Source organism: Porphyromonas sp. COT-052 OH4946, assembly GCF_000765965.1.
Classification (GTDB): domain Bacteria; phylum Bacteroidota; class Bacteroidia; order Bacteroidales; family Porphyromonadaceae; genus Porphyromonas; species Porphyromonas gulae.
In genome coordinates, this window is the sequence record NZ_JQZY01000009.1 from 68,582 (window position 1) to 91,062 (window position 22,481).

Annotated in this window: 25 protein-coding genes; 17 read left to right on the forward strand and 8 right to left on the reverse strand. The window is 50.7% G+C overall.

Annotated elements, in window-relative coordinates:
- Nucleotides 1-17: 17 nt before the first annotated feature.
- From HQ50_RS02555 to HQ50_RS10580, 3 genes are all read right to left on the reverse strand, one after another.
- Complete coding sequence (locus HQ50_RS02555) at nt 18-1,718, reverse strand: glutamine--tRNA ligase/YqeY domain fusion protein (RefSeq protein WP_039418677.1); 1,701 nt, start codon at nt 1,716-1,718, stop codon at nt 18-20.
- A 169-nt stretch (nt 1,719-1,887) separates the two neighbouring features.
- Nucleotides 1,888-3,048, reverse strand: coding sequence for an AI-2E family transporter (locus HQ50_RS02560; protein WP_018964702.1), 1,161 nt, complete (start codon nt 3,046-3,048; stop codon nt 1,888-1,890).
- A gap of 149 nt (nt 3,049-3,197) precedes the next feature.
- Nucleotides 3,198-3,320, reverse strand: a complete 123-nt coding sequence (locus HQ50_RS10580) for a DUF1661 domain-containing protein (RefSeq protein WP_152566867.1) — start codon at nt 3,318-3,320, stop codon at nt 3,198-3,200.
- Between HQ50_RS10580 and HQ50_RS11685 the strand changes: the two genes are divergently transcribed.
- Nucleotides 3,289-3,381, forward strand: a complete 93-nt coding sequence (locus HQ50_RS11685) for a DUF1661 domain-containing protein (protein WP_160224171.1) — start codon at nt 3,289-3,291, stop codon at nt 3,379-3,381. The two genes, HQ50_RS10580 and HQ50_RS11685, sit on opposite strands and share 32 nt — an antisense overlap.
- Before the next feature lie 131 nt (nt 3,382-3,512).
- Entirely contained in the window at nt 3,513-4,517 is a 1,005-nt protein-coding gene (locus HQ50_RS02570) for a malate dehydrogenase (protein ID WP_026292130.1), read from the forward strand.
- 258 nt (nt 4,518-4,775) lie between these two features.
- Here HQ50_RS02570 and HQ50_RS02575 read toward each other — a convergent pair whose 3' ends face one another.
- Genes HQ50_RS02575 through HQ50_RS02595 form a run of 5 tightly spaced genes read right to left on the reverse strand, consistent with a single transcriptional unit; the run spans nt 4,776 to nt 12,219 of the window.
- The gene (locus HQ50_RS02575; RefSeq protein WP_018964706.1) at nt 4,776-6,197 is read right to left on the reverse strand and encodes an alpha/beta hydrolase; all 1,422 of its coding nucleotides are present in this window, start codon (nt 6,195-6,197) and stop codon (nt 4,776-4,778) included.
- A gap of 24 nt (nt 6,198-6,221) precedes the next feature.
- Complete coding sequence (locus tag HQ50_RS02580) at nt 6,222-9,704, reverse strand: tetratricopeptide repeat protein (RefSeq protein ID WP_039428151.1); 3,483 nt, start codon at nt 9,702-9,704, stop codon at nt 6,222-6,224.
- Entirely contained in the window at nt 9,697-10,503 is an 807-nt protein-coding gene (locus HQ50_RS02585) for a metal ABC transporter permease (protein WP_080737630.1), read from the reverse strand. Before HQ50_RS02585 ends, HQ50_RS02580 begins: the two co-directional genes overlap by 8 nt.
- A complete protein-coding gene (locus HQ50_RS02590; RefSeq protein ID WP_018964709.1) occupies nt 10,496-10,939 on the reverse strand; it encodes a hypothetical protein in 444 nt (147 codons plus the stop codon). Before HQ50_RS02590 ends, HQ50_RS02585 begins: the two co-directional genes overlap by 8 nt.
- A gap of 20 nt (nt 10,940-10,959) precedes the next feature.
- Nucleotides 10,960-12,219: a 3-phosphoshikimate 1-carboxyvinyltransferase gene (locus HQ50_RS02595; RefSeq protein WP_039428153.1), complete on the reverse strand. Its 1,260-nt coding sequence runs from the start codon at nt 12,217-12,219 to the stop codon at nt 10,960-10,962.
- Between the two features lie 202 nt (nt 12,220-12,421).
- Here HQ50_RS02595 and HQ50_RS02600 point away from each other — a divergent pair, with 202 nt between their 5' ends.
- The 15 genes from HQ50_RS02600 (at nt 12,422) to rpmC (ending at nt 22,468) form a co-directional block, all read left to right on the forward strand.
- On the forward strand, nt 12,422-13,714 hold the full coding sequence (locus HQ50_RS02600) for a DUF3667 domain-containing protein (RefSeq protein WP_235317919.1): 1,293 nt from the start codon (nt 12,422-12,424) through the stop codon (nt 13,712-13,714).
- Nucleotides 13,715-13,826: 112 nt separating this feature from the next.
- The gene (locus HQ50_RS12025) at nt 13,827-13,919 is read left to right on the forward strand and encodes a DUF1661 domain-containing protein (RefSeq protein WP_160216970.1); all 93 of its coding nucleotides are present in this window, start codon (nt 13,827-13,829) and stop codon (nt 13,917-13,919) included.
- 413 nt (nt 13,920-14,332) lie between these two features.
- Nucleotides 14,333-14,737: a 30S ribosomal protein S12 gene (rpsL, locus tag HQ50_RS02610; RefSeq protein WP_004583602.1), complete on the forward strand. Its 405-nt coding sequence runs from the start codon at nt 14,333-14,335 to the stop codon at nt 14,735-14,737.
- Nucleotides 14,738-14,973: 236 nt separating this feature from the next.
- Nucleotides 14,974-15,450 (forward strand): 30S ribosomal protein S7, encoded by a 477-nt coding sequence (rpsG, locus tag HQ50_RS02615; RefSeq protein WP_018964714.1) that lies wholly within the window; start codon nt 14,974-14,976, stop codon nt 15,448-15,450.
- A 12-nt stretch (nt 15,451-15,462) separates the two neighbouring features.
- Nucleotides 15,463-17,586: an elongation factor G gene (gene fusA, locus HQ50_RS02620; protein WP_039421720.1), complete on the forward strand. Its 2,124-nt coding sequence runs from the start codon at nt 15,463-15,465 to the stop codon at nt 17,584-17,586.
- Between the two features lie 15 nt (nt 17,587-17,601).
- The gene (gene rpsJ / locus HQ50_RS02625; RefSeq protein WP_004583599.1) at nt 17,602-17,907 is read left to right on the forward strand and encodes a 30S ribosomal protein S10; all 306 of its coding nucleotides are present in this window, start codon (nt 17,602-17,604) and stop codon (nt 17,905-17,907) included.
- A 22-nt stretch (nt 17,908-17,929) separates the two neighbouring features.
- Nucleotides 17,930-18,547, forward strand: a complete 618-nt coding sequence (gene rplC / locus HQ50_RS02630; protein ID WP_039428157.1) for a 50S ribosomal protein L3 — start codon at nt 17,930-17,932, stop codon at nt 18,545-18,547.
- Nucleotides 18,547-19,176: a 50S ribosomal protein L4 gene (gene rplD, locus HQ50_RS02635; protein WP_018964717.1), complete on the forward strand. Its 630-nt coding sequence runs from the start codon at nt 18,547-18,549 to the stop codon at nt 19,174-19,176. The genes rplC and rplD overlap by 1 nt, the downstream gene beginning before the upstream one ends.
- 14 nt (nt 19,177-19,190) lie before the next feature.
- On the forward strand, nt 19,191-19,484 hold the full coding sequence (gene rplW / locus HQ50_RS02640) for a 50S ribosomal protein L23 (RefSeq protein ID WP_018964718.1): 294 nt from the start codon (nt 19,191-19,193) through the stop codon (nt 19,482-19,484).
- Nucleotides 19,485-19,490: 6 nt separating this feature from the next.
- The gene (gene rplB, locus HQ50_RS02645; RefSeq protein WP_010956448.1) at nt 19,491-20,315 is read left to right on the forward strand and encodes a 50S ribosomal protein L2; all 825 of its coding nucleotides are present in this window, start codon (nt 19,491-19,493) and stop codon (nt 20,313-20,315) included.
- A 22-nt stretch (nt 20,316-20,337) separates the two neighbouring features.
- A complete protein-coding gene (gene rpsS, locus HQ50_RS02650) occupies nt 20,338-20,607 on the forward strand; it encodes a 30S ribosomal protein S19 (protein WP_010956447.1) in 270 nt (89 codons plus the stop codon).
- 54 nt (nt 20,608-20,661) lie between these two features.
- Nucleotides 20,662-21,066: a 50S ribosomal protein L22 gene (gene rplV, locus HQ50_RS02655; protein ID WP_004583593.1), complete on the forward strand. Its 405-nt coding sequence runs from the start codon at nt 20,662-20,664 to the stop codon at nt 21,064-21,066.
- A 6-nt stretch (nt 21,067-21,072) separates the two neighbouring features.
- Complete coding sequence (gene rpsC, locus HQ50_RS02660) at nt 21,073-21,813, forward strand: 30S ribosomal protein S3 (RefSeq protein ID WP_004583592.1); 741 nt, start codon at nt 21,073-21,075, stop codon at nt 21,811-21,813.
- Nucleotides 21,814-21,833: 20 nt separating this feature from the next.
- The gene (gene rplP, locus HQ50_RS02665) at nt 21,834-22,268 is read left to right on the forward strand and encodes a 50S ribosomal protein L16 (protein WP_026292133.1); all 435 of its coding nucleotides are present in this window, start codon (nt 21,834-21,836) and stop codon (nt 22,266-22,268) included.
- Between the two features lie 5 nt (nt 22,269-22,273).
- Nucleotides 22,274-22,468, forward strand: a complete 195-nt coding sequence (rpmC, locus tag HQ50_RS02670; RefSeq protein WP_004583590.1) for a 50S ribosomal protein L29 — start codon at nt 22,274-22,276, stop codon at nt 22,466-22,468.
- The last annotated feature ends 13 nt before the right edge of the window (nt 22,469-22,481 follow it).

Genomic DNA, 22,481 nt, shown 5'->3' on the forward strand with positions numbered 1-22,481 from the left:
AGTGAGATAAAAGTTCTTTATGCGTTCTTTTGGGCTTTCTGCCAAGAATCTTTCAGCGAAACCGTGCGGTTGAAAACCAATGCCCCCGGACGGCTATCCGGATCCACCGTGAAGTAACCTATGCGCTGGAATTGGAAGTGCGATCCCGGAGCGGCATCTGCGAGGAAAGGCTCCACGCGACAGTTTTTCAGCACCTTGAGAGAATCCGGATTCAGCATCTCGGCCAGAGTCTTGTCTTTGATGTCCGATGGGTTTTCGTCAGTGAAGAGCCGATCGTACAGTCGTACCTCTGCCGGCAGACTGTGCTGTGCCGATACCCAATGGATGGTGCCCTTTACCTTGCGGTTGCTCTCAGGCATACCGGAGAGCGTCAGCGGATCGTACTCGGCATATACTTCCACGACATTTCCTTCCTCGTCCTTTTTGCATCCTGTACAACGAACTATATAAGAGCTCTTCAAGCGTACTTCCTGCCCGGGCGTCATTCGGAAGTATTTCTTGGGAGCATCCTCCATGAAATCCTCCCTCTCTATGTACAGTTCGCGAGCGAAAGTAATCGTATGTACGCCGGCAGACTCATCTTCCGGATTGTTCACTGCCACCATCTCTTCTGTCTTTCCCTCGGGATAGTTCGTGATCACCAGTTTGATTGGATCTATTACACCGGAAACCCTTGTGGCACGCTTATTCAAGTCCTCCCGGACAGCATGCTCCAGAAGGGCTACGTCTATAATACCATCGTATTTGGTATAGCCTATTTTGTCTATGAAGTTGCGGATCGACTCCGGTGTATAGCCCCGGCGGCGATAGCCGCACAAAGTAGGCATACGGGGATCGTCCCAGCCCGATACCAGCCCGTCTTTGACGAGCTGGAGCAGCTTGCGCTTGCTCATCATCGTATAGGTCAGATTCAGGCGGTTGAACTCTATCTGACGCGGAGCATAGCTGTCTTTTCTGAGCAGCTCGATAAAGTAATTGTAAAGGGGACGATGCACCTCGAATTCGAGGGTGCAGATCGAATGCGTGACTCCTTCGAAATAATCGCTCTGGCCATGAGCAAAGTCGTACATCGGGTAGACATTCCATTCGTTGCCCGTACGATGATGTGGATGCTTGATGATGCGATAGATAATCGGATCTCGGAAGTGCATATTGGACGAAGCCATATCGATCTTGGCACGCAGGGTCATGGCACCTTCTTCGAACTCTCCGGCATTCATTCGACGGAAGAGGTCGAGGCTCTCTTCTGCCGGACGATCGCGGAACGGACTGGCCGTGCCGGGCACAGTCGGGCTACCCTTCTGTGCGGCGATCTGCTCGGCAGTCTGCTCATCCACATAAGCGTGTCCCTCGCGAATCAATCGCTCGGCGAAGTCGTACAATTCCTGAAAATAGTCGGAAGCATAGTAGATATTGCCCCAGTGGAAGCCAAGCCATTCTATATCTTCTCTGATGGCATCCACGTACTCCACGTCCTCTTTCACCGGATTGGTGTCGTCGAAGCGCAGGTTGCAGACGCCTCCGTATCGCTGAGCTATACCGAAGTCTATGCAGATAGCTTTGGCATGGCCGATATGGAGATAGCCGTTGGGTTCCGGAGGGAAACGTGTCTGGATTCGACCGTCATTCTTCCCTTCGGACAGGTCCGATTCCACAATTTGTTCGATGAAGTTGAGACTCTTCTTTTCCTCTATGCCACTGTTCTTATTTTCGTTCATATCAATCCGTCTTGCTTGTCCTTATTTACATTAGTGAACAAAGGTAATGATATTGGGACATAAAATAATCACGAGGCAATCCGCAAAGGGGCTGCGCTAAAACCGAATTCTGACACAGCCCCAAACGAATCGGCGTTCAGCGGAGAGAAACTTTTGTGCCCGTGCTAAATCATTTTTCCGCCTTTCGGCTATGCTTTCTAAACAGTCCTTTCCTGGGCACAACCTCTTCATCTTCCTCTCGGATGAACTTGGGATCCTGGATCACATAGCGTTTGTACACGGAGTAAAGCGACATGGTGAGCGGCAGGGCAATGAACAGCCCGAAAAAACCGAGCAGGCTCCCCCAAATGGAAATCGAAAGCAAAATCATCGCTGGAGACATGCCCATCCTTTTGCCCATGATGTTGGGGGTCAGAATCGTGTCTTGAATTACTTGAACGATCATCATCACACCTATACCGAGGGCAAGAACGACGAAGAAATTCTGTCCCGTCTGTGCCGCCTTGAGCACCGACAAGAAAACAATCGGGACCAAACCTACTATCTGCAAGTATGGAATCAGATTCAGCATACCGATAAAGAGACCGAGCGTAACTCCCAGAGGAAAGTCGATAATCTTGTAACCGATGGAAAGAAGGATGCCCACACAAAGGGCGATCAGGGCCTGTCCGCGGAAGTAGCTGTTCATATTCTTGTCCACTTCTTTGAGTATGCTCCTAACACGAATACGGTGTCCGACCGGGAAAAGATTGACAAACCCTTTGCCCAGCTTTTCGAAATCGAACAAGATGAAAATGAAGTATAAGACGCCGATGAAGAAGATAGTGGTGTAGCTGAACAAGCTGATCGTCCCGGAGACGAGCTTATTGAGCTGTCCGAATATCTCCTTGCTATTCTCCATCAACTTCTCGTAAGAGATGCCTTTGAACAGATCCTTCATGCTGCCACTCTCTGACAGGAACTTGCGGATCGGAGCCGGCAGCATCTGTAGCAAATTCTCATCGATGCGGTACTGCTGGAGCAGGGATATTGTTTTGTTTACCTCTTCTTCTACAGCAGGAACCAAAGAGAGAACGGCAAAAAAGATCAATGCCGATATGAGAACCAGCACCGTGATCACCGACAGAAAGCGAAAGCGAAAATGGAGCCGGTACTGGACAAAACGAACCAGAGGCATCAGCACATAGGCAAGAATCCAAGCCATACAAAAAGGTATGAGGATACCTCTCAGACCGATGGCGATGGCCATAATGCCTCCAACCAGCAGGATGATAAATAACAGGCGTGCGGTACGGTCGAACGTAAACTCCCGGTCAAAAAAGCTTTGCATAGGCAGGATCGATTAGAATGTGAGTGAGTTTGGATACCGAAGATAGTCGTTTTTCCTGTTTTCTTTTGCAATTTTCACTATCATCCATGTAGATCGCTTTTTTGAACCGAGGCTTATCCTCCCTGCATGCTCGAGCCGGTAGGCGAGTGTCAGCTGATCTGCTGTCTCGAAAATGCGAATGGGAAATGCTCGGATTGCGGTCTGAGAATCCTGAAAAACAGGCGCGAGAATTTTTTCGTTGTGGCGCGAGAATTTTTTGCTTCCCGAACCAAAACGAAAAATTTCTCGAGCCACGTTTTGCGGACTGTAGAGTGGCTGATTTTTGGCGCGTAAACAGTTTTAATCCGGTCTACAGGATATTGTTCGGAAACTCTTATATTTGTCTGATAGATATGTCGGGAAAGTCGAAGAAGAGTCGCTATCCCCGAATTACGTTTTCCCAATCTTTTAATAACGGAACAGTTATGAGCTACTTAACAGAAGAAAAATTGACCATTGTCGGTGCAGCCGGTATGATTGGTTCCAACATGGCTCAGACGGCTGCAATGATGCGTCTGACCCCTAATTTGTGTTTGTACGATCCCTTCGCAGTAGGCTTGGAGGGTGTGGCAGAGGAAATCCGTCACTGCGGATTCGAAGGCCTGAATCTGACCTTTACATCCGACATCAAAGAGGCTCTTACGGATGCCAAATATATAGTTTCGTCGGGCGGTGCTCCGCGCAAAGAGGGTATGACCCGTGAGGATCTGCTCAAAGGCAATGCCGAAATCGCTGCACAGCTGGGCAAGGACATCAAGAGCTATTGTCCTGACTGTAAGCATGTGATCATCATCTTCAATCCGGCTGACATCACCGGTCTTGTTACGCTTATCTACTCCGGGCTGAAGCCTTCGCAGGTGACTACGTTGGCCGGTCTGGACAGCACACGTCTGCAAAGCGAACTGGCTAAGCACTTCGGCATCAAACAAAGTCTCGTGACCAATACGCGTACTTATGGAGGTCATGGCGAGCAGATGGCTGTTTTCGCCAGCACAGCCAAGGTAAACGGAACGCCTCTGACCGATCTGATCGGTACCGACAAGCTGACCAATGAGCAGTGGGCAGAACTGAAACAGCGCGTCGTGAAAGGTGGGGCCAACATTATCAAACTACGCGGTCGCTCGTCTTTCCAAAGCCCTTCTTACGTGTCTATCGAAATGATTCGTGCTGCCATGGGTGGCGAAGCTTTCCGTTGGCCGGCCGGCTGCTATGTGAACGAGCCGGGCTTCGAGCACATCATGATGGCTATGGAGACTACTCTCACGAAAGATGGCGTGAAGCACAGCGATATCAGCAAACTCGGCAACGAAGCTGAGCGCGCTGAACTCAAGGAAAGCTATAGCCACCTGGCTAAGCTGCGCGACGAAGTGATCGCCATGGGCATCATTCCTGCGATCGCTGACTGGAAGACGGTGAATCCGAATCTGTAAGGTTCATCCTTTTGAATGATAATACTCTTGAGAGAGAGGGTGCATCCGAACGATAGGCGTTTCGGTGCTCCCTCTCTCTTTCTTTTTTCGGCTCATTTGGCTTTTTGGGGCTTGTTGGCGATGTTGGTCAGTCGGTAGCATAAGCCGCTCTCCGCTGCCGGACCTTTCCTTCGCTTGAGCATTTGGACATAAAGGAAAAAGCCGAAACTCTCTTGCATTGAAGAGGGCTTCGGCTTTTCTGTTGTAGGGGGATGACTATCAGAGACTGTCCAGGAAGGAGCAGACTACATCCATAAGCTCCGTGTCCACTGTCCTGTCGAGGAAAGCATACTCATCGGGCGTGCCGAATTCGGCCGTCTGCATGATGTGGTTTACCATAGGCAGGTACACTACCTTGTTGGGCGTATTGCCCGTATCTGTACCGAGGAGGAACTTCATCTTGGACATATTCACCTCCTGCAATACCTGCTTATCCATACCACCATATATAGCCATTGTAGGAGGAAGGGGATGGCTGCCCACTCCGGATGCTACGTCCAGTAGCGGTGCGGGATCGTAGCTAAGGAAGTGCCTCATCCATGGATTGGACAGCTGCTCTGTCATGAGCTTGATACCTTGTTCTTTCATCTCATCGGTCATTGCCTGAGGGAAGAGCACGGAAGCGTTGGAGCGACAGTAGGATTCGATCCGAGCGCGAATATCCGATGCAGTACCGGGAGCAGTGGCCAAGCGGATCAGCTCTTCCATGGCTGCCCGCTTCGCTGCGTTCTGCGGTTGCCCCGTTGCGATTTCATCAATCGCGGCATTTTGCGAAAGCAGTATCTCCGCACCTTTTACAGAGGGTGCCCCTACAAGAACGAGACCCGCAACTCCTCCTACACGGCGAGCGACCATCGGAGCGATGATACCGCCTTCGCTATGACCGAAGAGGAATACTTTGTTGGTTAGTCGGGGATAGTGATGGCGCAGATAGGCCAGTTCACTCTCGATATCGCCGGCCAACGTGTCTGTCGTGGCCTGCGAAGCATCGCCGGCACTCTCACCGAATCCGCGATCATCGCAGCGAAGCACGGCATAGCCATGGCGGGTAAGCTGATCGGCGAGCACAGCGAAAGGTTTGTGGTCGAATATGGTTTCATCCCTGTCCTGCAAGCCACTCCCACTGATCAGGATCACTGTCCCTTTGGTTTGGGCTGCATCTTTGGGGGCAGTGAGTGTACCTGCAATCGTGAAACCATCGGTTTTATGCGGGATCTTCACCTCTATTACATCGTATGGGAAGGGCGGTTGAGGCGTCTGAGGGCGATAAGACTTGGCGGCATCCAGTCCGCGATAGAGGGACATCATCGTGCCGAAACGTCCTTGTCTGAATTCTCCTTGGATAGAGTCGCTCTTGAGCTTGCCTCTGTAGGAGAGAAGGAGATCCTTGACAGCGATGTTGAGGCTGTCGCCGGCGATCGTAACAGAAGAAAGCGGTATGCCGAATGCTTTCTGGTCAGGGCTGTCCATCGTGCCCTGCCAAGTGTCGCCCGTCTGTTTGAGGTGAAAAACCAATGCCAAGGATCCGTTCCCACGAGGAATACGTCCACTCCAGTCGCCGGCAAATTTTTGCGACTTGCAGCTCATTGTAGTCATAAGAAGTACTACTGCATAGATGATAATAATGACTTTATGCTTCATAACGATTGAGAATAATAGTTTTCCTTATAGGGTCCCTCCACCGGCTTTTTTCTGTCCGGCTTTCCTTTTCTGTTCGCGTTCTTTCGCTCGCTCTTTACGTTCTCGCTCGCGCTGACGAAGTTTCTCTTTCCGCTCACGTTCTTTTTCTTTGAGCTTCTGCTTGCGTTCCTTCTGCTTGAGACGTTGCTCCTTGAGCTTGTCACGACGGGCTTTGTCTCGTTCTTTTTCCCGTGCTTTCAGCTCTCGCTTGCGATCGCGCTCCTTCTCACGCTTGGCCTTTTCGAGTGCTTTCTTTTCGTCCTTCTCGTTTTGTGCACGCTCTTTGGCCAGCCGCTGAATCTGCTCTACCGAGACGTCTTTGCCTTCTTGCTGCTTGAGCGATGGCAAAGCAGCAGCATCTGAGATCGTATCGGTTGTGGAAGAATCGGCTGCCACAGGCTTGGCTCCGGAGAGGATCTGCTCTCTATCGATGTCGAAGGTAATGGGAGTAGCAGTCATGATGCTGTCCTTGCGCGGTTTGATGGGGACGAGTGGTTTCCCATCTGTGTGGGTCGTACTATCGCGAGCGGTATCCTCGGTCTCGTCCTTTTCGGACAGGATAGGAGCAGGAGTAGCAGCAGGTTCTATATCCTCCTCCTCTTTGCCGACAGCTTGCGCTCGTCCGGTCATCTGCTGCCAGCGATCGAGGACGAAAGCCGTCTCGGGCACTTCTTCTTTTGCAAGGAAGGTCATGTATTGACCTACGCTTTTACCCTTGACAAGCAGCTGGTAATTGTTCTCCGATATGGGGAACAACAGGCTGCTCTCGCCCATCGCACTCATAAATCCGTTCGGAGCGAAAGCATCTTTGATATACTGCCAGCCCATCCGAGGGGTTGGGAGAGCAGTCATCAGCCACTGGTCGAATGCAGCCACCGTGCTGTGCTCTATTTCCAGCGTTTGCTCCGTGTAGCGGGAGAAATTGAATGAGGCAAGGGCAAAGAGCACCCTGTTTTTGTTCAATACACCGGCCGGAGCAAGAAGGATCAGACGGGTACGCTCGAATGATTTGGGCTTTTCAAAAGGAGGCAAAGAGTCCGGCGATATGCTGGCAGTATCCGAACCGCCCCAACGAATGTCCCAGTCGATACCCGTATAGCCGCCCTGTACGATGGAGCGACCACGGAGCAACTCGGTAAGCATCGAGGAAGCTAATTCGGTGACGTCTGCTTTCGGATAATCCTTCACGAGCTGTTTCAGGGCAGAGGTGAAGCCCTTGGAGTCTGCCTCCAGCACATAACAGAGTGCGTTGAGGAAGTCGAATTTCGGTGCCAGTTCCGATAGGGGGAATCGCTCGCGGCATTCATTTCTGCTCTTCCTGACCGAACCGACCGCTCCTTTGAGGTAAGAGTCGAATGCTTGCTCGTAAAGTTCGTTTTGGCGACGATCCATTGCGGCCAATTCCTTCAGGTAATCGGGGTTGCTCAGGGCCTTTGCCAGATTGTCTTCGGGATAGTATTGTAGAATCAAGGTGCGGCAACGTTCCGCTTCCGGCTTGTTGTTCATTCGGGTGTAGAGCATGAAGAGACGATAGAGCACGTCCATCTTCTTCTCATAGTTCGGATAGCGACGAAGCAGGGTCTCGTAAGTGTCGGCCGATTCGTCGAACTTCTCCATCCGCTCATTGAAGACCGCTCCCATGCCGAACAAACCTTCTGCAATGAGTTTGCCGGCAGCTTCCTTGGCTTCTTCCGTCATTGGCAATTGCGCCAGATAGTATTCGCGGTTCAATGGATCGGAGGATGCGGAATCGGCAGCTGCCGCCTGTAGCTCCTCTTCGGTCATCAAAGCTCCGGGCTGCGTCTCATCCGTCTCTTCTGCAGCAGCAGTATTGTCGGAGGGGATGTCGAAATTGGCCTGTTTGCGGCGACGTCTCCAATCATCCTCCAGTACACGCTTTCCCCATTTGCGTTCGAAAGCCGCTTTGCCCTGAGCAATCAGTTGAGGATTATAGAAGTAGAATTCTCCCGAAGTGCCGCTCATCTGCATGCCGGGCGGAGGATTCTGTGTCTTTCCCATGGGAGAGGGAGCCAATCCATCGCTCTCGGAATTGAAAAGTTCTTGGTTCTGCTGGAGTTTCGCCATCTCCTCCTCTTCGAGTCGTTTCTTCTCCGCTAAGGCATATGCATTGATAACGCTGTCGATAATGGCCAGCCGCTGTTCTTCCGGCATGGCAGCAAGAGTAAGAAGGCTATCCTGTTCGTGCACGACCTTGGCATGACCGACCAATTCATCGAGCTGGGAGGAAAGTTCGGCTACACGTTTGTAGTCGGGATTGAGTCTGTTCAGCACACCGGCTGCAGCAGAGAAGCACGGCTGAGCTTTCAGGTACTGCTTCCTTTGCATATAGATGTCGCCCAAACGAATCTGACAGAGGGCAAAATCGGCTCCACGTGCCGTGCTCTTTTCTATTCCGGTCGTATATGCTTCGATCGCCGCCAGTGTATCGGGAATATCCATGTATATATTGCCTGTTGCATAGAAGATCTGATCCAGTACATCCTTGTATTTGCCTTTCTTGGCCATTCGTTCCAATCGAGCGGCTACTGTACGGGGATTCCGTTCGCTCTCCAGTTCCATCTTCCTGATCCGTGCGGCAAAGTCCAAAGCGAAAGGCGGAGAAGTCCGCAACACTTTGGAATAGGCCTTGCGAGCCTCCTCTGTCCGATTGTTTTCCTGCAAAAGCTGTCCGAGCAGATAATACATGCGAGCACGTTGTCGCTTGTTTTTCTCTTGTCTTGCTGCCTGTTGGAGATAAGGTATGGCTGCGTGCTTGTCTCCCGACAGGATCGAACGCTCTGCCACAGCCAAAGAGTACAAGCCTCTGCGATCGACATGCGGAAGATCCTTGGGAATGCGCTCGAGCAAACGCTCCCCTTCATGCAACCACCCCATCTCACTGTAGCAGCGTACCTGCCAAAGACGAGCTTCATCGCGGATTATCGGTTCATTGCTGTACAAGCGTGCGATATAAGAAAATGTAGCTTGCGCCTGCAGGAAGTCCGCATTATAGAACTGCGATTTGCCCACGAGCATCCATGCATTGTGGAGGAAACGGTTGTATTCTCTTTTGTTCTGGAAAGCCACGGCCTTGGGATCGCTCTGCCAACCTTGCTTGCGCTCCGGTTTGGTACGAATACTATGCAGGTGGATAGCCTTTCTCCCTTTGACAATGGCCTGATCGAAAGCCCCTCCCTCTTTGGTCTTTTGCTGTCCGGACTGAGCCGTGATGGGATCGAGGAATATCTCCTCCGAATAACCCTCCGTGTGGCTTTCGAGCAGTCTGTCATAGGCATCGTTATAAGCATTCTGTCCGTTGTAGAATACATTATAGCGCGTAGTGAAATTGTGATAGAATCGGGATGCCGCCGTATTCTTCGATGTGGAGCAGGACAGCATACCGAATACGACAGCTACCGGGATGAGCAGATAGAATGCGAGGAGGTATAGAAATCTATGGCTACGCATGGACAAAGGACTTAATCGTTTTGGCTAAAAGGAACAAGGCCACCAGCACCAGAATGATGAAGGCTCCGGAAGGGATCCCCAGACTATAACTGCCCCAGAGACCCGTGAAGGCTGCCAAAGTCGCCAAGATTACAGAACCGAACAGGATCGAAGAGAAGCGCGAAGTGAAGAGATTCATGATACTCTGAGGAAGGGTCAGGAGCGACATCAGCAGCATGATGCCCACCAAACGGATGCTGAGTACAATACCCAAAGCCACAGCCACGGACATAAGCATCTCCACGAGGTGAACCCTGACCCCTCGTGTACTGGCAAAATCAGGATCGAAAGCCGTATAGAGGATCGTACGATAGCCGAACACGAATACGGCGATCATCGCCAACGCCATAAGCGCGAGGAGCAACAAATCCGTATGTGAAACGAGCAGGATATTGCCGAAGAGGAAAGAGGATAGTCCCGTACTGTACCCCGGTGTAAGCGCAATGAAAAGGGTACCCAGTGCCATACCCAAAGACCAAAAAGCCGCGATGGCCGAATCCTCTCGCAGCAGCCCGATTCGCGTCACCCCTTGTACACCCAAAGCAGAGAGCACGGCGAAGACGGCAGCTGACAAGAAAGGATTGATCCCCAGATAAAGCCCCATCCCGATGCCACCGAAAGAAGCATGCGTAATCCCCCCACTGACGAATACCATCCGCCGAGCCACCACATAAGAGCCGAGCAGGCCGCACACAATGGCTGTGAGCAGACTGCCCGCAATAGCGTTGCGAAAGAATCCGTACTGTAGTGCTTCAATCATCGTGTCTGTGCTGGATGCGGTGTTCGGATACGATAAAGAGGGCTTGTTCCTTGATGGATACGGGCATTTGTATCTGTCGCATCTGGAGGCTTCGAATCCAAGACGGTACCTCTTCCTCTTGCAGCGTGGAGAGCACCTCTTCGAATTCTTCGACGGCTTCGGTGCTATACTCCTCCGGAAGTACGCCGGCATAGCGATCCAGCTCCTCATCGTCATAGTAGACGATGCCCTTGCTCACGGCTGTCAGCAGGCTGTCCTTCTCGCAAGTGATATGCATACCGCAACACCCCTGCGGCACCACTCGTACAGGCTCCTCCGGAAGCGACTCACCCTTGGCCTCGGCAGCTCTTCGCTTGTACGAATGGCGGATCTCGGTCAGGGCGGCTATAAGCCCCAATACGAGTACGCCGATTATCAATATCAAGATGTTGCTCATCCCTTCTATCCGCTTCTTACTTATATTTCCTCTCCGTCGAATCCCAAAAGGCGGCTCACGCTAAAGAATCCGGGAAAACTCTTGCCGACTACGCCGGCATCCTCTATCATCACACCCTGCTCCGACAATGCGGCAGCCGCTGCAAAGGCCATGGCCATACGGTGATCGTCGTAGACCCTGATGACAGGCAGCTCTTCCGGCATACACCGTTCTCCATCCCAAAGGAGAGTATCCTCATCCGATCGAACAACGTAGCCCAGCTTGCGTGCTTCGGTACAGATAGCCGCCAAGCGGTCGCATTCTTTCAGCCTCAAATGTCCTACACCCTCCAGGCAGAACGGTACCCCCTTCAGCAAACAACATACAGCTAAAGTCGGCACCAGGTCGGGACAATCTCGGACATCTTCCGTACCGAAATCATCAGTACACCTCACCGGCGAATAACTGAGGACTATGCCGCTATCGGTCTTCTCTGTGACGACACCCAGCCGTCCGAACAGAGCTGCTGCGCGACTATCAGCCTGCATACTCTCGTCCGGCGGAAGCAAGTCCGGAAGGCTTACTCTACCGGAAAGCTCTCCCACCGCTACCATATTATATATATAGCCGGCAGCAGACCAATCGGCCGACGGATACCATTCCATCGGAGCAGTGAAAGGCCGTTCTCCAACCGTTATGCTGTCTTCGCTGCGCTCGACTTCTATGCCGAAAGCCGTGAGGAGACGGCAAGTCATACCGGTGTAGGGAGCCGATACCTCCCTGTTCTCCAGCTTGATCGACAGCCCCCCACTGAGCGTAGGAGCGATCAGCAAGAGAGCACTGACGAACTGCGAGCTGACACCTGCATCCACACAGACAGTGCCTCCGCACATAGCAGCCGGCCGTATCAGCAGAGGAGGGAAACCCTCTACTCCTTCGTAGGTGACATCCGCGCCCAAAGAGCGAAGAGCCTCCACCAAAGGACGGATCGGACGTGCATACATCCGCTCCGTACCATACAACCGTACAGGCCGGGAGACAAAGCGCGCCATGTAGGCTGTCAGAAAGCGCATAGCAGTACCCGCATCCCTTACGTTCACCTCATCGGATATATCCGAAGTCAAAATCCGGTGCACCGTCTGTACATCGGAGGGAGCATCTCCTCCCAAAGGAGGCAGCACCTCTCCCGACATGGCACGGAGCAGCAACAGCCGGATCCATTCGCTCTTGGAGAGTGGCAGCCGAAGACTGACATCAGTGGTCCGGCCTTTGGGATTAAACGTACAGTGAAGTCTTTTCATTGCATGAAAGCATTAGTCCGCAGAGAAAAGCTGTGCATTCACTGTCGTACTAACGTACTATTCGTAGCAACAAAGTTAGCAAAAAGCCTTTCGCTCTTATCAATCGCACTCGTGGGGCAACCTGCCGGTAAGCAACCGAACCGAGTGGGCTACGCCCTCCATTTGTCATAACTATATTTGTACACAAGTAAGTGAAATTCGGATGATGCAAACGAACAGCAAAACGAAGAAAGAAACGGAAGGTTCGCACGATAGTGCTTCGAAGAAACAGAAAAACGGGGAGCATGGGCATTCGTCGGATAGAAAGATGGCCAACCCATTGCAGATCCTCATGCTTGCATTGCTCCTATGGTTGGCAATAGAAGATTTGGCTACCTCGGGGCAATGGGGGATGTCTGCCATTGCCGGGCTGGTCTTTTGGGCAATCCTGCGGAAGCGCAGACTACTGCCAAGAAAGATCGACCGGCGGCTGCAATCGCTGCTCTTTCCCCTTCGGATACGAATCCGCGCATTAGAGTTGAGGCTGATACGTGGCAGAGCCACTCCACCGGCAGACCCCTGCGTACATACATGCCAAAACTGCGGAGACGGATATACGGGCAATTTCTGCAATCGCTGCGGACAAACCTCTCGCACCGGACGCTATCACTTCCGGCAGATGGTCCGAAACGTGATAGGCGGCTTCACCAATATCGACAACGGTTTCGGACGTACCATCGTGGAACTACTCTACCGCCCGGGTTATTTGATACGGGACTTTATCGGTGGCAAGAGGGTTGTCTACTTCCGTCCCTTTCAGACCCTTTTCGTGCTGGCCTCTCTGTACATCATCTTTGCACAACTGATCGGACCTGATCCCTCGCAGAAAAAGTCGGCTGGCGAGGAGCTTACACGTCAAGAGTATCGGATGGATCAAAGAGAAATATCCTCCTTGCAAAAGGAGAATGAGGCAGTCGGCAGTGATAGCAGAGAAATGATCGCCGAGCGATACACGGGGAGAAGAGCCTTTTTTTACAAGCAAATGAAGTTCGTCACCGAGCAGAAAAATAAGTTGAACTCCCTCCCTTTCTTTTCAAGAATATGGAGTCTGCTGGTGGAATGGTTTCAAAGCAACAAAGCCGTCAGGATTATCACTATTCTCCCCATCCTTGCCGTTTGTACCAAAGTCGCGTTCGGCCACAAAGGGGCGGCGGCATATAACCTGACCGAGCACATTATCACTCAGGCATACATAGCCTGCCAGCTGTTATTGCTGAACATTCTCGCCCTGCCTTTCTACGGCGATGCCCGGATGGGGTCGCTATACGGGCTGCCTGCATTGCTCCTATTCCTTTTGTTTTGGTGGGACTACAAGCAGCTATTCCTCTGCTCTTGGTGGCGGAGCTTCTGGCGTACACTTCTCGTTATGCTCTATTGCTTGCTCTTCTTGGCTCTGACGGCTTCCCTGATCGCGGTCGTTATTATGGCGATCGAGGCTATCGGTAGAGCTGCATAGAAGCCCCACTCACTCTTGGGCGGATATATTCCGATCGGATTTTCTCGAACCGTAATTGCTCCGATTGCGGCGCGTCTTTTCGGGAAAAGCGGCGCGAGATTTTTTTTTCGCTGTGGCGCGAGAATTTTTTACTTCCCGAGCCACAGCGAAAAATTTTACGCGCCACGTTTTTCGGAGCATGGAGATAGAAAATTATGGCGCGTAAACGCTTTGCAGGGCAGCTGTCCTTTTTCCGTTCCGGTTTCTCTCTTTGGTCTGAATCGTGCTACCTTCGGTATCTCGCGCGTGCGTACATTATTATATGCGGTGCGTTCCTTTTCTGTGGCTGCGCGCTGTATCTCTCTTTTTCGGGCTATTTTTGTATTCTCTTTCTTTTCGGTGCTGACATTCCTCTTTCGATGCGCATCCGCCTTTTCGGATCTCTCGCTTGGGAAGAACCGTTCGGTCTATGGATGTCGGTTGATGCTATTGAGTATTAGAGCGTTGCCGTGAAAAAAAAGCTGTGGGGCTGTTGCGGATTGGGAAAATATATGTACCTTTGCGCCGCTGCTCGTATAGTTGGCAGTGTAATAGATTAGGAAAGAGATAATTATAATCATAGTTTTAAAGAAAGAAGAAATGCCTACAATTCAACAGTTGGTTAGAAAGGGTCGTGAATCTTTCGCGGATAAGAGCAAATCGCCGGCATTGAATTCGTGCCCGCAGCGTCGCGGCGTTTGTGTGCGCGTTTATACGACTACGCCCAAGAAGCCGAATTCGGCTATGCGTAAGGTGGCACGTGTGCGTCTGACGAATTCTAAAGAGGTCAATGCCTACATCCCGGGAGAAGGTCACAACTTGCAGGAGCACAGCATCGTGCTGGTTCGTGGAGGTCGTGTGAAGGACTTGCCCGGTGTGCGCTATCACATTGTCCGTGGTACGCTCGATACAGCAGGTGTGAATGGCCGTACGCAGCGTCGCTCCAAATACGGTGCCAAGCGTCCGAAGCCCGGACAGGCTCCTGCCGCTAAAGGTAAGAAGTAAGAGCCGCTAAGCGGATTCGTCGGCTTCGATGAGCGAGGCCGCAGACCGATAAGGACGAATCACTTCCCCAATCTACAATCGCGCTACGATCAAGGGCGCAACCAACAAATTATTTAAGAACCGGTTTTGAGTTCAATTGGATAGGCTTAAACAGGGTTGAGTAAATGCTCCGGCGGGAGCGTTGAAGACAAAAATGAAACGGCAACCAATCGACAAAAACGAAATTTTTTGAGACAATGAGAAAAGCAAAACCTAAAAAAAGACAGATCCTGCCGGATCCCGTCTATGGTGATGTGAAGGTGACTAAGTTCGTTAATCACCTAATGTATGATGGAAAGAAGAGCACAGCTTTCAGTATCTTCTACGGTGCTTTGGACATCGTGAAGACGAAGCTCTCAAACGAAGAGAAGTCTGCCCTCGAGATTTGGAAGGCGGCCCTCGATAATATCACTCCTCAGGTAGAAGTAAAGAGCCGCCGTATCGGTGGTGCTACCTTTCAGGTGCCGACGGAAATCCGTCCCGAGCGCAAGGAGTCGATCTCTATGAAGAATCTTATCCTTTATGCCCGTAAGCGTGGTGGAAAGACTATGGCCGATAAATTGGCTGCTGAGATAGTAGACGCATTTAACAACCAAGGCGCAGCTTTCAAACGTAAGGAAGATATGCACCGCATGGCCGAGGCTAACCGCGCATTCGCCCACTTCAGATTCTAAAGGAAGACCCCAATGGCAATTGATAAGGAATTACAGTTTACAAGAAATATCGGCATCATGGCTCACATCGATGCCGGAAAGACTACTACATCCGAGCGTATCCTGTTCTATACGGGTCTGACGCACAAGATCGGCGAGGTGCACGATGGTGCAGCTACCATGGACTGGATGGAGCAGGAACAGGAGAGGGGGATCACAATCACTTCTGCTGCTACGACTGCGTTCTGGAACTACAACAACCAAAAGTACAAGATCAACCTGATCGACACTCCGGGGCACGTGGACTTCACGGTGGAAGTGGAGCGTTCTCTCCGTATCTTGGACGGAGCCGTTGCCGCTTTCTGCGCCGTAGGTGGTGTGGAGCCTCAGAGCGAGACCGTGTGGCGTCAGGCTGAGAAATATAATGTACCCCGTATCGGCTATGTGAACAAGATGGACCGTTCGGGTGCTAACTTCTTTGAAGTGGTACGTCAGCTTCGCGAAGTGTTGGGTGCCAATCCTTGCCCCATTCAGATTCCTATCGGAGCAGAGGAGACATTCAAGGGAGTTGTGGACTTGGTGACTATGAAGGCTCTCGTATGGAACGATGAGACCATGGGCTCCAAGTACGATGTAGAGAACATCCCCGCCGAACTTGTGGCTGAGGCCGAAGAGTGGCGCGACAAGATGCTCGAGACATTGGCCGACTGCGATGATACGCTGATGGAAAAGTATTTCGATGATCCTTCTACCATTACGGAGGACGAAATCCTGGCAGCTCTTCGCAAGGGTACACTCGCCATGCAGATCAACCCTATGCTCTGCGGTTCTTCATTCAAGAACAAGGGCGTGCAGACATTGCTCGATGCCGTATGTAAGTTCCTCCCCAGCCCGGTGGATACGCCCACAGTGGAAGGTACGGATCCTTCGGACCCGAACAAGGTGATAGAGCGCAAGACATCTCCGAGCGAGCCTCTCTGTGCTTTGGCTTTTAAGATCGCTACCGACCCGTACGTAGGTCGTCTTTGCTTCTTCCGCGTATATTCCGGTGAATTGCCCGCCGGCTCATACGTTTACAACACGCGTTCTGGCAAGAAGGAGCGTATCTCTCGCCTCTTCCAGATGCACTCGAACAAGCAAAATCCGAAAGATGTGATCGGTTGCGGTGACATCGGTGCCGGTGTAGGCTTCAAGGATATTCGTACGGGCGATACGCTCTGTGATGAGAATCATCCTATCGTTCTCGAATCTATGGACTTCCCCGATCCTGTGATCGGTATCGCCGTAGAACCGAAGACGCAGAAGGACCTCGATCGTTTGGGCGTAGGCTTGGCCAAGTTGGCCGAAGAAGACCCCACATTCCGCGTTCAGACGAACGAAGAGTCCGGACAGACGGTTATCAGTGGTATGGGTGAGCTTCACCTCGATATTATCATAGACCGTCTGCGTCGTGAGTTCAAGGTGGAATGCAACCAGGGACGTCCTCAGGTTTCTTACAAAGAGGCTATCAACGATCCTGTGGAGCTTCGCGAAGTGTACAAGAAGCAGACCGGTGGTCGTGGTAAGTTTGCCGACATTATCTGTCGTGTGGAGCCTGCCGATGCCGACTTCGAAGGCGAATTGCAGTTCGTGGATGAGGTGAAGGGTGGTAATATCCCCAAGGAATTCATCCCTTCTATTCAAAAGGGTTTCCAGCGTGCCATGAAGAATGGTGTATTGGCCGGCTATCCGCTCGATCAGCTGAAGGTAACCGTAATCGACGGTTCTTTCCACCCGGTGGACTCCGACCAGTTGTCATTCGAAATCTGTGCCCTTCAGGCGTTCAAGAATGCTTGTGAAAAAGCCCGTCCTACTCTGATGGAGCCTATCATGAAACTGGAAGTGGTGACCCCCGAAGAGAGTATGGGTGATGTGATCGGCGACTTGAACAAGCGTCGCGGTCAGGTGGAAGGTATGGAAAGCAGCCGTACCGGTGCACGTATCGTAAAGGCTAAGGTGCCTCTGGCTGAGATGTTCGGCTATGTGACGGCTCTCCGTACGATAACGAGCGGTCGTGCTACGAGTACAATGACCTTCTCTCACTATTCAGAAGTGCCCTCTACCATCGCTAAGCAGGTGCTTACCGAAGCTCAGGGTCGCGTTGATTTGATCAAATAAAAGAACAACATAGATATGAGCCAAAAGATTAGAATTAAGCTGAAGTCTTACGATTATATGCTGGTGGACAAGTCTGCCGAGAAGATCGTAAAGACGGTGAAAGCAGCCGGTGCGATGGTTAGCGGTCCTATACCTCTGCCCACGCATAAGCGGATTTTCACAGTGAACCGCTCTACGTTCGTAAACAAGAAGAGCCGTGAGCAGTTCGAACTCTCTTCATACAAGAGATTGATTGATATTTACAACTCTACTGCCAAGACTGTGGATGCTCTGATGAAATTGGAACTCCCCAGCGGTGTGGAAGTGGAAATCAAAGTTTGAGAAACGTTTAATAAAAACTGAAATGCCAGGTTTATTAGGAAAGAAAATCGGAATGACATCCGTATTCAGTGCCGAGGGCAAGAATCTGCCATGCACTGTTATCGAAGTTGGTCCTTGTGTGGTTACGCAAGTAAAGACTTTGGAGAAAGACGGCTATAGCGCATTGCAGCTTGGTTTTGTGGATGCAAAAGAAAAGCATACGACAAAACCTTTGGCCGGCCATTTCAAGAAAGCCAATGTAACCCCCAAGAGACACTTGGCCGAGTTCAAGAATTTCGAAGGCGAGCACAAGCTCGGCGACGTATTGAACGTAGAGTTCTTTAGCGATGCCGACTTTGTCGATGTAGTGGGAACTTCTAAAGGAAAAGGTTTCCAAGGTGTAGTAAAACGCCACGGTTTCGGTGGTGTGGGTCAGGCTACACACGGTCAGCACAATCGTTTGCGTGCTCCCGGTGCAGTCGGAGCCTGTTCGTATCCAGCCAAAGTGTTCAAGGGAACGCGTATGGCCGGTCAGATGGGTAACGAGCGCGTGACCGTGCAGAATCTGGAAGTTATTAAGGTGATGCCCGAGCACAATCTGCTCCTTGTGAAAGGTAGCGTGCCCGGTGCTAAAGGTTCAATCTTGTTAATTGAAAAGTAATGGAACTGAGCGTATATAATATCAAAGGAGAAGATACGGGTAAGAAAGTCGTTCTGGACGACTCGATCTTCGCGATAGAGCCTAACGACCATGCTATCTACTTGGATGTAAAGCAGTACATGGCCAACCAGCGCCAAGGTACGCACAAGGCCAAAGAACGTAGCGAACTTTCCGGTAGTACGCGCAAGCTGATCCGTCAGAAGGGTAGCGGTGGAGCACGTCGTGGTGATATCAACTCACCCCTCCTCAGTGGTGGTGCTCGTGTTTTCGGTCCGCGTCCTCGTAACTACAGCTTCAAGCTGAACAAGAAGCTGAAGGCTTTGGCTCGTCGTTCGGCTCTGAGCTACAAAGCGAAGAACAATGAGATCATCGTAGTGGAGGACTTCAACTTCGATGCTCCCAAGACAAAGGCTTTCAAGGCTATTTCTGCTGCATTGAAGGTGGACGAAAAGAAAGTGCTCTACGTCCTTCCCGAGATGAATAAGAATGTGCACTTGTCTGCTCGCAACCTGCCGAATACGAATTTGATTCTTGCCAATCTGATCAATACTTACGCAGTGTTGGCTTCCAAGAATCTCGTGCTGACAGAGCGTTCTGTTGCCGTTGTTAATGAACTATTTAAAGCATAAGGAGGATTTGGTATATGGGAATCATCATTAAGCCGATTATTTCGGAAAAGATGACCGCTGTTACGGAAAAGATGTCGGAGCGTTATGGCTTCCGCGTTTCTCCTAACGCGAATAAAATAGAGATTAAGAAGGCTGTAGAGGCTATGTATAATGTGAAAGTCGAAGACGTGAACACGATGAGATATGACGGTAAGCGCAAAAACCGCTATACCAAGAGTGGACTGATTCGCGGCAAAGAGGCTTCTTTCAAAAAGGCGATTGTGACGCTTAAGAAAGGAGATACGATCGACTTCTTCAGCAATATCTAAGAAAAAATGGGAATACGTAAACTCAAGCCCACAACCCCGGGGCAAAGACACAAGGTTATTGGTGCGTTTGATAAGATCACTGCAAGCACACCAGAAAAGTCTCTTGTAGTTGGTAAGAAGAAAACGGGTGGCCGTAACAATACCGGTAAGATGACAATGCGTTACATCGGTGGTGGTCACAAGCAAAAGTATCGTTTCATCGACTTCAAGAGAACGAAAGATGGCATTCCTGCTACAGTAAAGACCATCGAGTACGATCCTAATCGTTCGTCTCGTATCGCACTGCTTTACTATGCGGACGGAGCAAAGGCTTATATCATCGCTCCGGACGGCTTGGAAGTCGGCCATACAGTGATGTCAGGAAGCGAAGCTGCTCCAGAAGTCGGCAACGCTCTTCCTCTGGCGAATATACCCGTCGGTACGATTATTCACAACATCGAGCTTCGCCCGGGTCAGGGTGCCAAGATGGTTCGCTCTGCCGGATCATTTGCCCAGCTGACTTCTCGCGAAGGAACCTATGTGGTGATCAAGATGCCTTCAGGCGAAGTTCGTCGTATTTTGTCTACTTGTAAGGCTACGATCGGTAGCGTGGGCAACTCAGACCATGCTCTGGAAAAATCAGGAAAGGCCGGTCGTTCTCGCTGGTTGGGTCGCAGACCTCACAACCGAGGCGTGGTGATGAACCCTGTGGATCACCCCATGGGTGGTGGTGAAGGTCGCCAGTCAGGAGGTCATCCCCGTTCACGCAAGGGCTTGTATGCTAAGGGCTTGAAGACAAGAGCTCCGAAGAAGCATTCTTCTAAGTACATCATTGAGAGAAGGAAAAAGTAATCTGATTTAATCAAAGAAAATTATGAGTCGTTCACTTAAGAAAGGTCCATATATTAATCTCAAGCTGGAAAAGAAGGTCTTGGCGATGAACGAGAGCGGCAAGAAAGCTGTCATTAAGACGTGGGCTCGTGCCTCAATGATTTCTCCCGACTTCGTGGGACATACCATTGCAGTGCATAACGGAAATAAGTTTATTCCTGTTTTTGTTACCGAAAACATGGTGGGTCATAAGTTAGGGGAGTTCTCTCCTACACGTACTTTCCGTGGTCATGCCGGCAACAAGAAGAAGTAATTCGGTTGAATACAAACACTTCAGGAATCTGAACAATTAAAAGTATTAAGAACAATGGGTGCAAGAAAACATAATTCAGCCGAAGCAAGAAAGGAAGCCCTCAAGCAGATGTACTTTGCCAAGCTTCGTAACGTGCCTACTTCTCCCCGCAAGATGAGATTGGTGGCCGATATGATCCGTGGTATGGAAGTGAATCGCGCCTTGGGTGTGCTGAAGTTCTCTAACAAAGAAGCTTCGGCACGTGTAGAGAAGCTGCTGCGTTCTGCAGTGGCAAACTGGGAAGAGAAGAACGAGCGTAAAGCCGAAGAGGGTGAGTTGTTCGTGTCTCGTATTTGTGTAGACGGTGCTTCTACGCTCAAACGCCTTCGCCCTGCACCACAGGGTCGTGGCTATCGGATTCGTAAACGCTCGAATCACGTGACCATTTATGTAGATACGCTTAATAACGATAATAACTAACGAAGGATGGGACAGAAAATAAATCCGGTAAGTAATCGTTTGGGAATCATCCGTGGATGGGATTCCAATTGGTATGGTGGTCGTAAATATGGTGAGACGCTATTGGAAGATAGTCGTATTCGTCAGTATTTGAACGCTCGCCTTGCCAAAGCCAGTGTATCGCGTATCGTTATTGAACGTGCATTGAAGTTGGTAACCATTACCATCTGTACCGCTCGCCCGGGTATGATCATCGGCAAGGCTGGTCAGGAAGTCGATAAGCTGAAAGAAGAGTTGAAGCGCATCACGAAAAAGGATGTCCAGATCAATATCTATGAGATCCGGAAGCCTGAGTTGGATGCTGCTATTGTGGCTGAGAATATCGCTCGCCAGCTGGAAGGAAAGATCGCTTATCGTCGTGCCGTAAAGATGGCTATTGCGTCGGCTATGCGTATGGGTGCAGAAGGCATCAAGATTCAAGTATCCGGCCGTCTGAACGGTGCGGAAATGGCACGTTCTGAAATGTTCAAGGAAGGGCGTACCCCTCTGCATACCCTCCGTGCAGACATTGACTATGCTTTGGCAGAGGCTCTGACCAAGGTCGGCTTGCTCGGAATTAAGGTTTGGATTTGCAAAGGGGAGGTTTATGAGAAACGCGACCTCGCTCCCAATTTTGCAGTGGCCAAAAACCAAAGCCGTCGTCCCAATGCACAAGGCGGCAACAACCGTGGCGGTGATCGCAACCGTAGAAGAAAAGGTAATCGCTAACATTTAGAAAGACAGACAAAATGTTACAACCAAAAAAAACAAAGTTTAGAAGACAGCAGAAAGGTCGCATGAAGGGTTTTGCCCAGAGAGGCAACCAGTTGTCTTTCGGTTCTTTTGGAATCAAGTCTTTGCAGAGCAAGTGGATAACCGGTCGTCAGATTGAGGCCGCTCGTATTGCAGTGACTCGCTATATGCAGCGTCAAGGACAAGTGTGGGTTCGTATTTTCCCTGACAAACCTATTACCAAGAAGGGAGAAGGTGTTCGTATGGGTAAGGGTAAGGGTGCTCCGGAAGGTTTCGTCGCTCCTATTACTCCCGGTCGAATCATTTTCGAAGTGGAAGGTGTGTCTTACGAAATAGCTAAGGAAGCTCTTCGTTTGGCTGCTCAGAAGCTCCCCGTAACGACTAAGTTCGTGGTCCGTCACGACTATGATATCCAAAATCAAAATGCGTAATTGTCATGAAGATTGCCGAAATTAAAGAGCTTGCAACGAAAGAGCTCCAGGAGCGATTGGATGCCGAAGTGGCTGCTTATGACCAAATGCGAATCAACCATGCGGTTTCGCCTTTGGATAGTCCTGCTAAACTAAAGCATCAACGTCGTATGATTGCGCAGATGAAGACAGTGCTGCGCCAACGCGAACTCAATAAATAAATAGAGTGCACAC

Coding starts and splice junctions, on each gene's coding strand:
- HQ50_RS02555 (WP_039418677.1), bottom strand. CDS start 1,718: ATGAACGAAAATAAGAACAGTGGCATAGAGGAAAAGAAGAGTCTCAAC.
- HQ50_RS02560 (WP_018964702.1), bottom strand. CDS start 3,048: ATGCAAAGCTTTTTTGACCGGGAGTTTACGTTCGACCGTACCGCACGC.
- HQ50_RS02570 (WP_026292130.1), top strand. CDS start 3,513: ATGAGCTACTTAACAGAAGAAAAATTGACCATTGTCGGTGCAGCCGGT.
- HQ50_RS02575 (WP_018964706.1), bottom strand. CDS start 6,197: ATGAAGCATAAAGTCATTATTATCATCTATGCAGTAGTACTTCTTATG.
- HQ50_RS02580 (WP_039428151.1), bottom strand. CDS start 9,704: ATGCGTAGCCATAGATTTCTATACCTCCTCGCATTCTATCTGCTCATC.
- HQ50_RS02585 (WP_080737630.1), bottom strand. CDS start 10,503: ATGATTGAAGCACTACAGTACGGATTCTTTCGCAACGCTATTGCGGGC.
- HQ50_RS02590 (WP_018964709.1), bottom strand. CDS start 10,939: ATGAGCAACATCTTGATATTGATAATCGGCGTACTCGTATTGGGGCTT.
- HQ50_RS02595 (WP_039428153.1), bottom strand. CDS start 12,219: ATGAAAAGACTTCACTGTACGTTTAATCCCAAAGGCCGGACCACTGAT.
- HQ50_RS02600 (WP_235317919.1), top strand. CDS start 12,422: ATGATGCAAACGAACAGCAAAACGAAGAAAGAAACGGAAGGTTCGCAC.
- rpsL (WP_004583602.1), top strand. CDS start 14,333: ATGCCTACAATTCAACAGTTGGTTAGAAAGGGTCGTGAATCTTTCGCG.
- rpsG (WP_018964714.1), top strand. CDS start 14,974: ATGAGAAAAGCAAAACCTAAAAAAAGACAGATCCTGCCGGATCCCGTC.
- fusA (WP_039421720.1), top strand. CDS start 15,463: ATGGCAATTGATAAGGAATTACAGTTTACAAGAAATATCGGCATCATG.
- rpsJ (WP_004583599.1), top strand. CDS start 17,602: ATGAGCCAAAAGATTAGAATTAAGCTGAAGTCTTACGATTATATGCTG.
- rplC (WP_039428157.1), top strand. CDS start 17,930: ATGCCAGGTTTATTAGGAAAGAAAATCGGAATGACATCCGTATTCAGT.
- rplD (WP_018964717.1), top strand. CDS start 18,547: ATGGAACTGAGCGTATATAATATCAAAGGAGAAGATACGGGTAAGAAA.
- rplW (WP_018964718.1), top strand. CDS start 19,191: ATGGGAATCATCATTAAGCCGATTATTTCGGAAAAGATGACCGCTGTT.
- rplB (WP_010956448.1), top strand. CDS start 19,491: ATGGGAATACGTAAACTCAAGCCCACAACCCCGGGGCAAAGACACAAG.
- rpsS (WP_010956447.1), top strand. CDS start 20,338: ATGAGTCGTTCACTTAAGAAAGGTCCATATATTAATCTCAAGCTGGAA.
- rplV (WP_004583593.1), top strand. CDS start 20,662: ATGGGTGCAAGAAAACATAATTCAGCCGAAGCAAGAAAGGAAGCCCTC.
- rpsC (WP_004583592.1), top strand. CDS start 21,073: ATGGGACAGAAAATAAATCCGGTAAGTAATCGTTTGGGAATCATCCGT.
- rplP (WP_026292133.1), top strand. CDS start 21,834: ATGTTACAACCAAAAAAAACAAAGTTTAGAAGACAGCAGAAAGGTCGC.
- rpmC (WP_004583590.1), top strand. CDS start 22,274: ATGAAGATTGCCGAAATTAAAGAGCTTGCAACGAAAGAGCTCCAGGAG.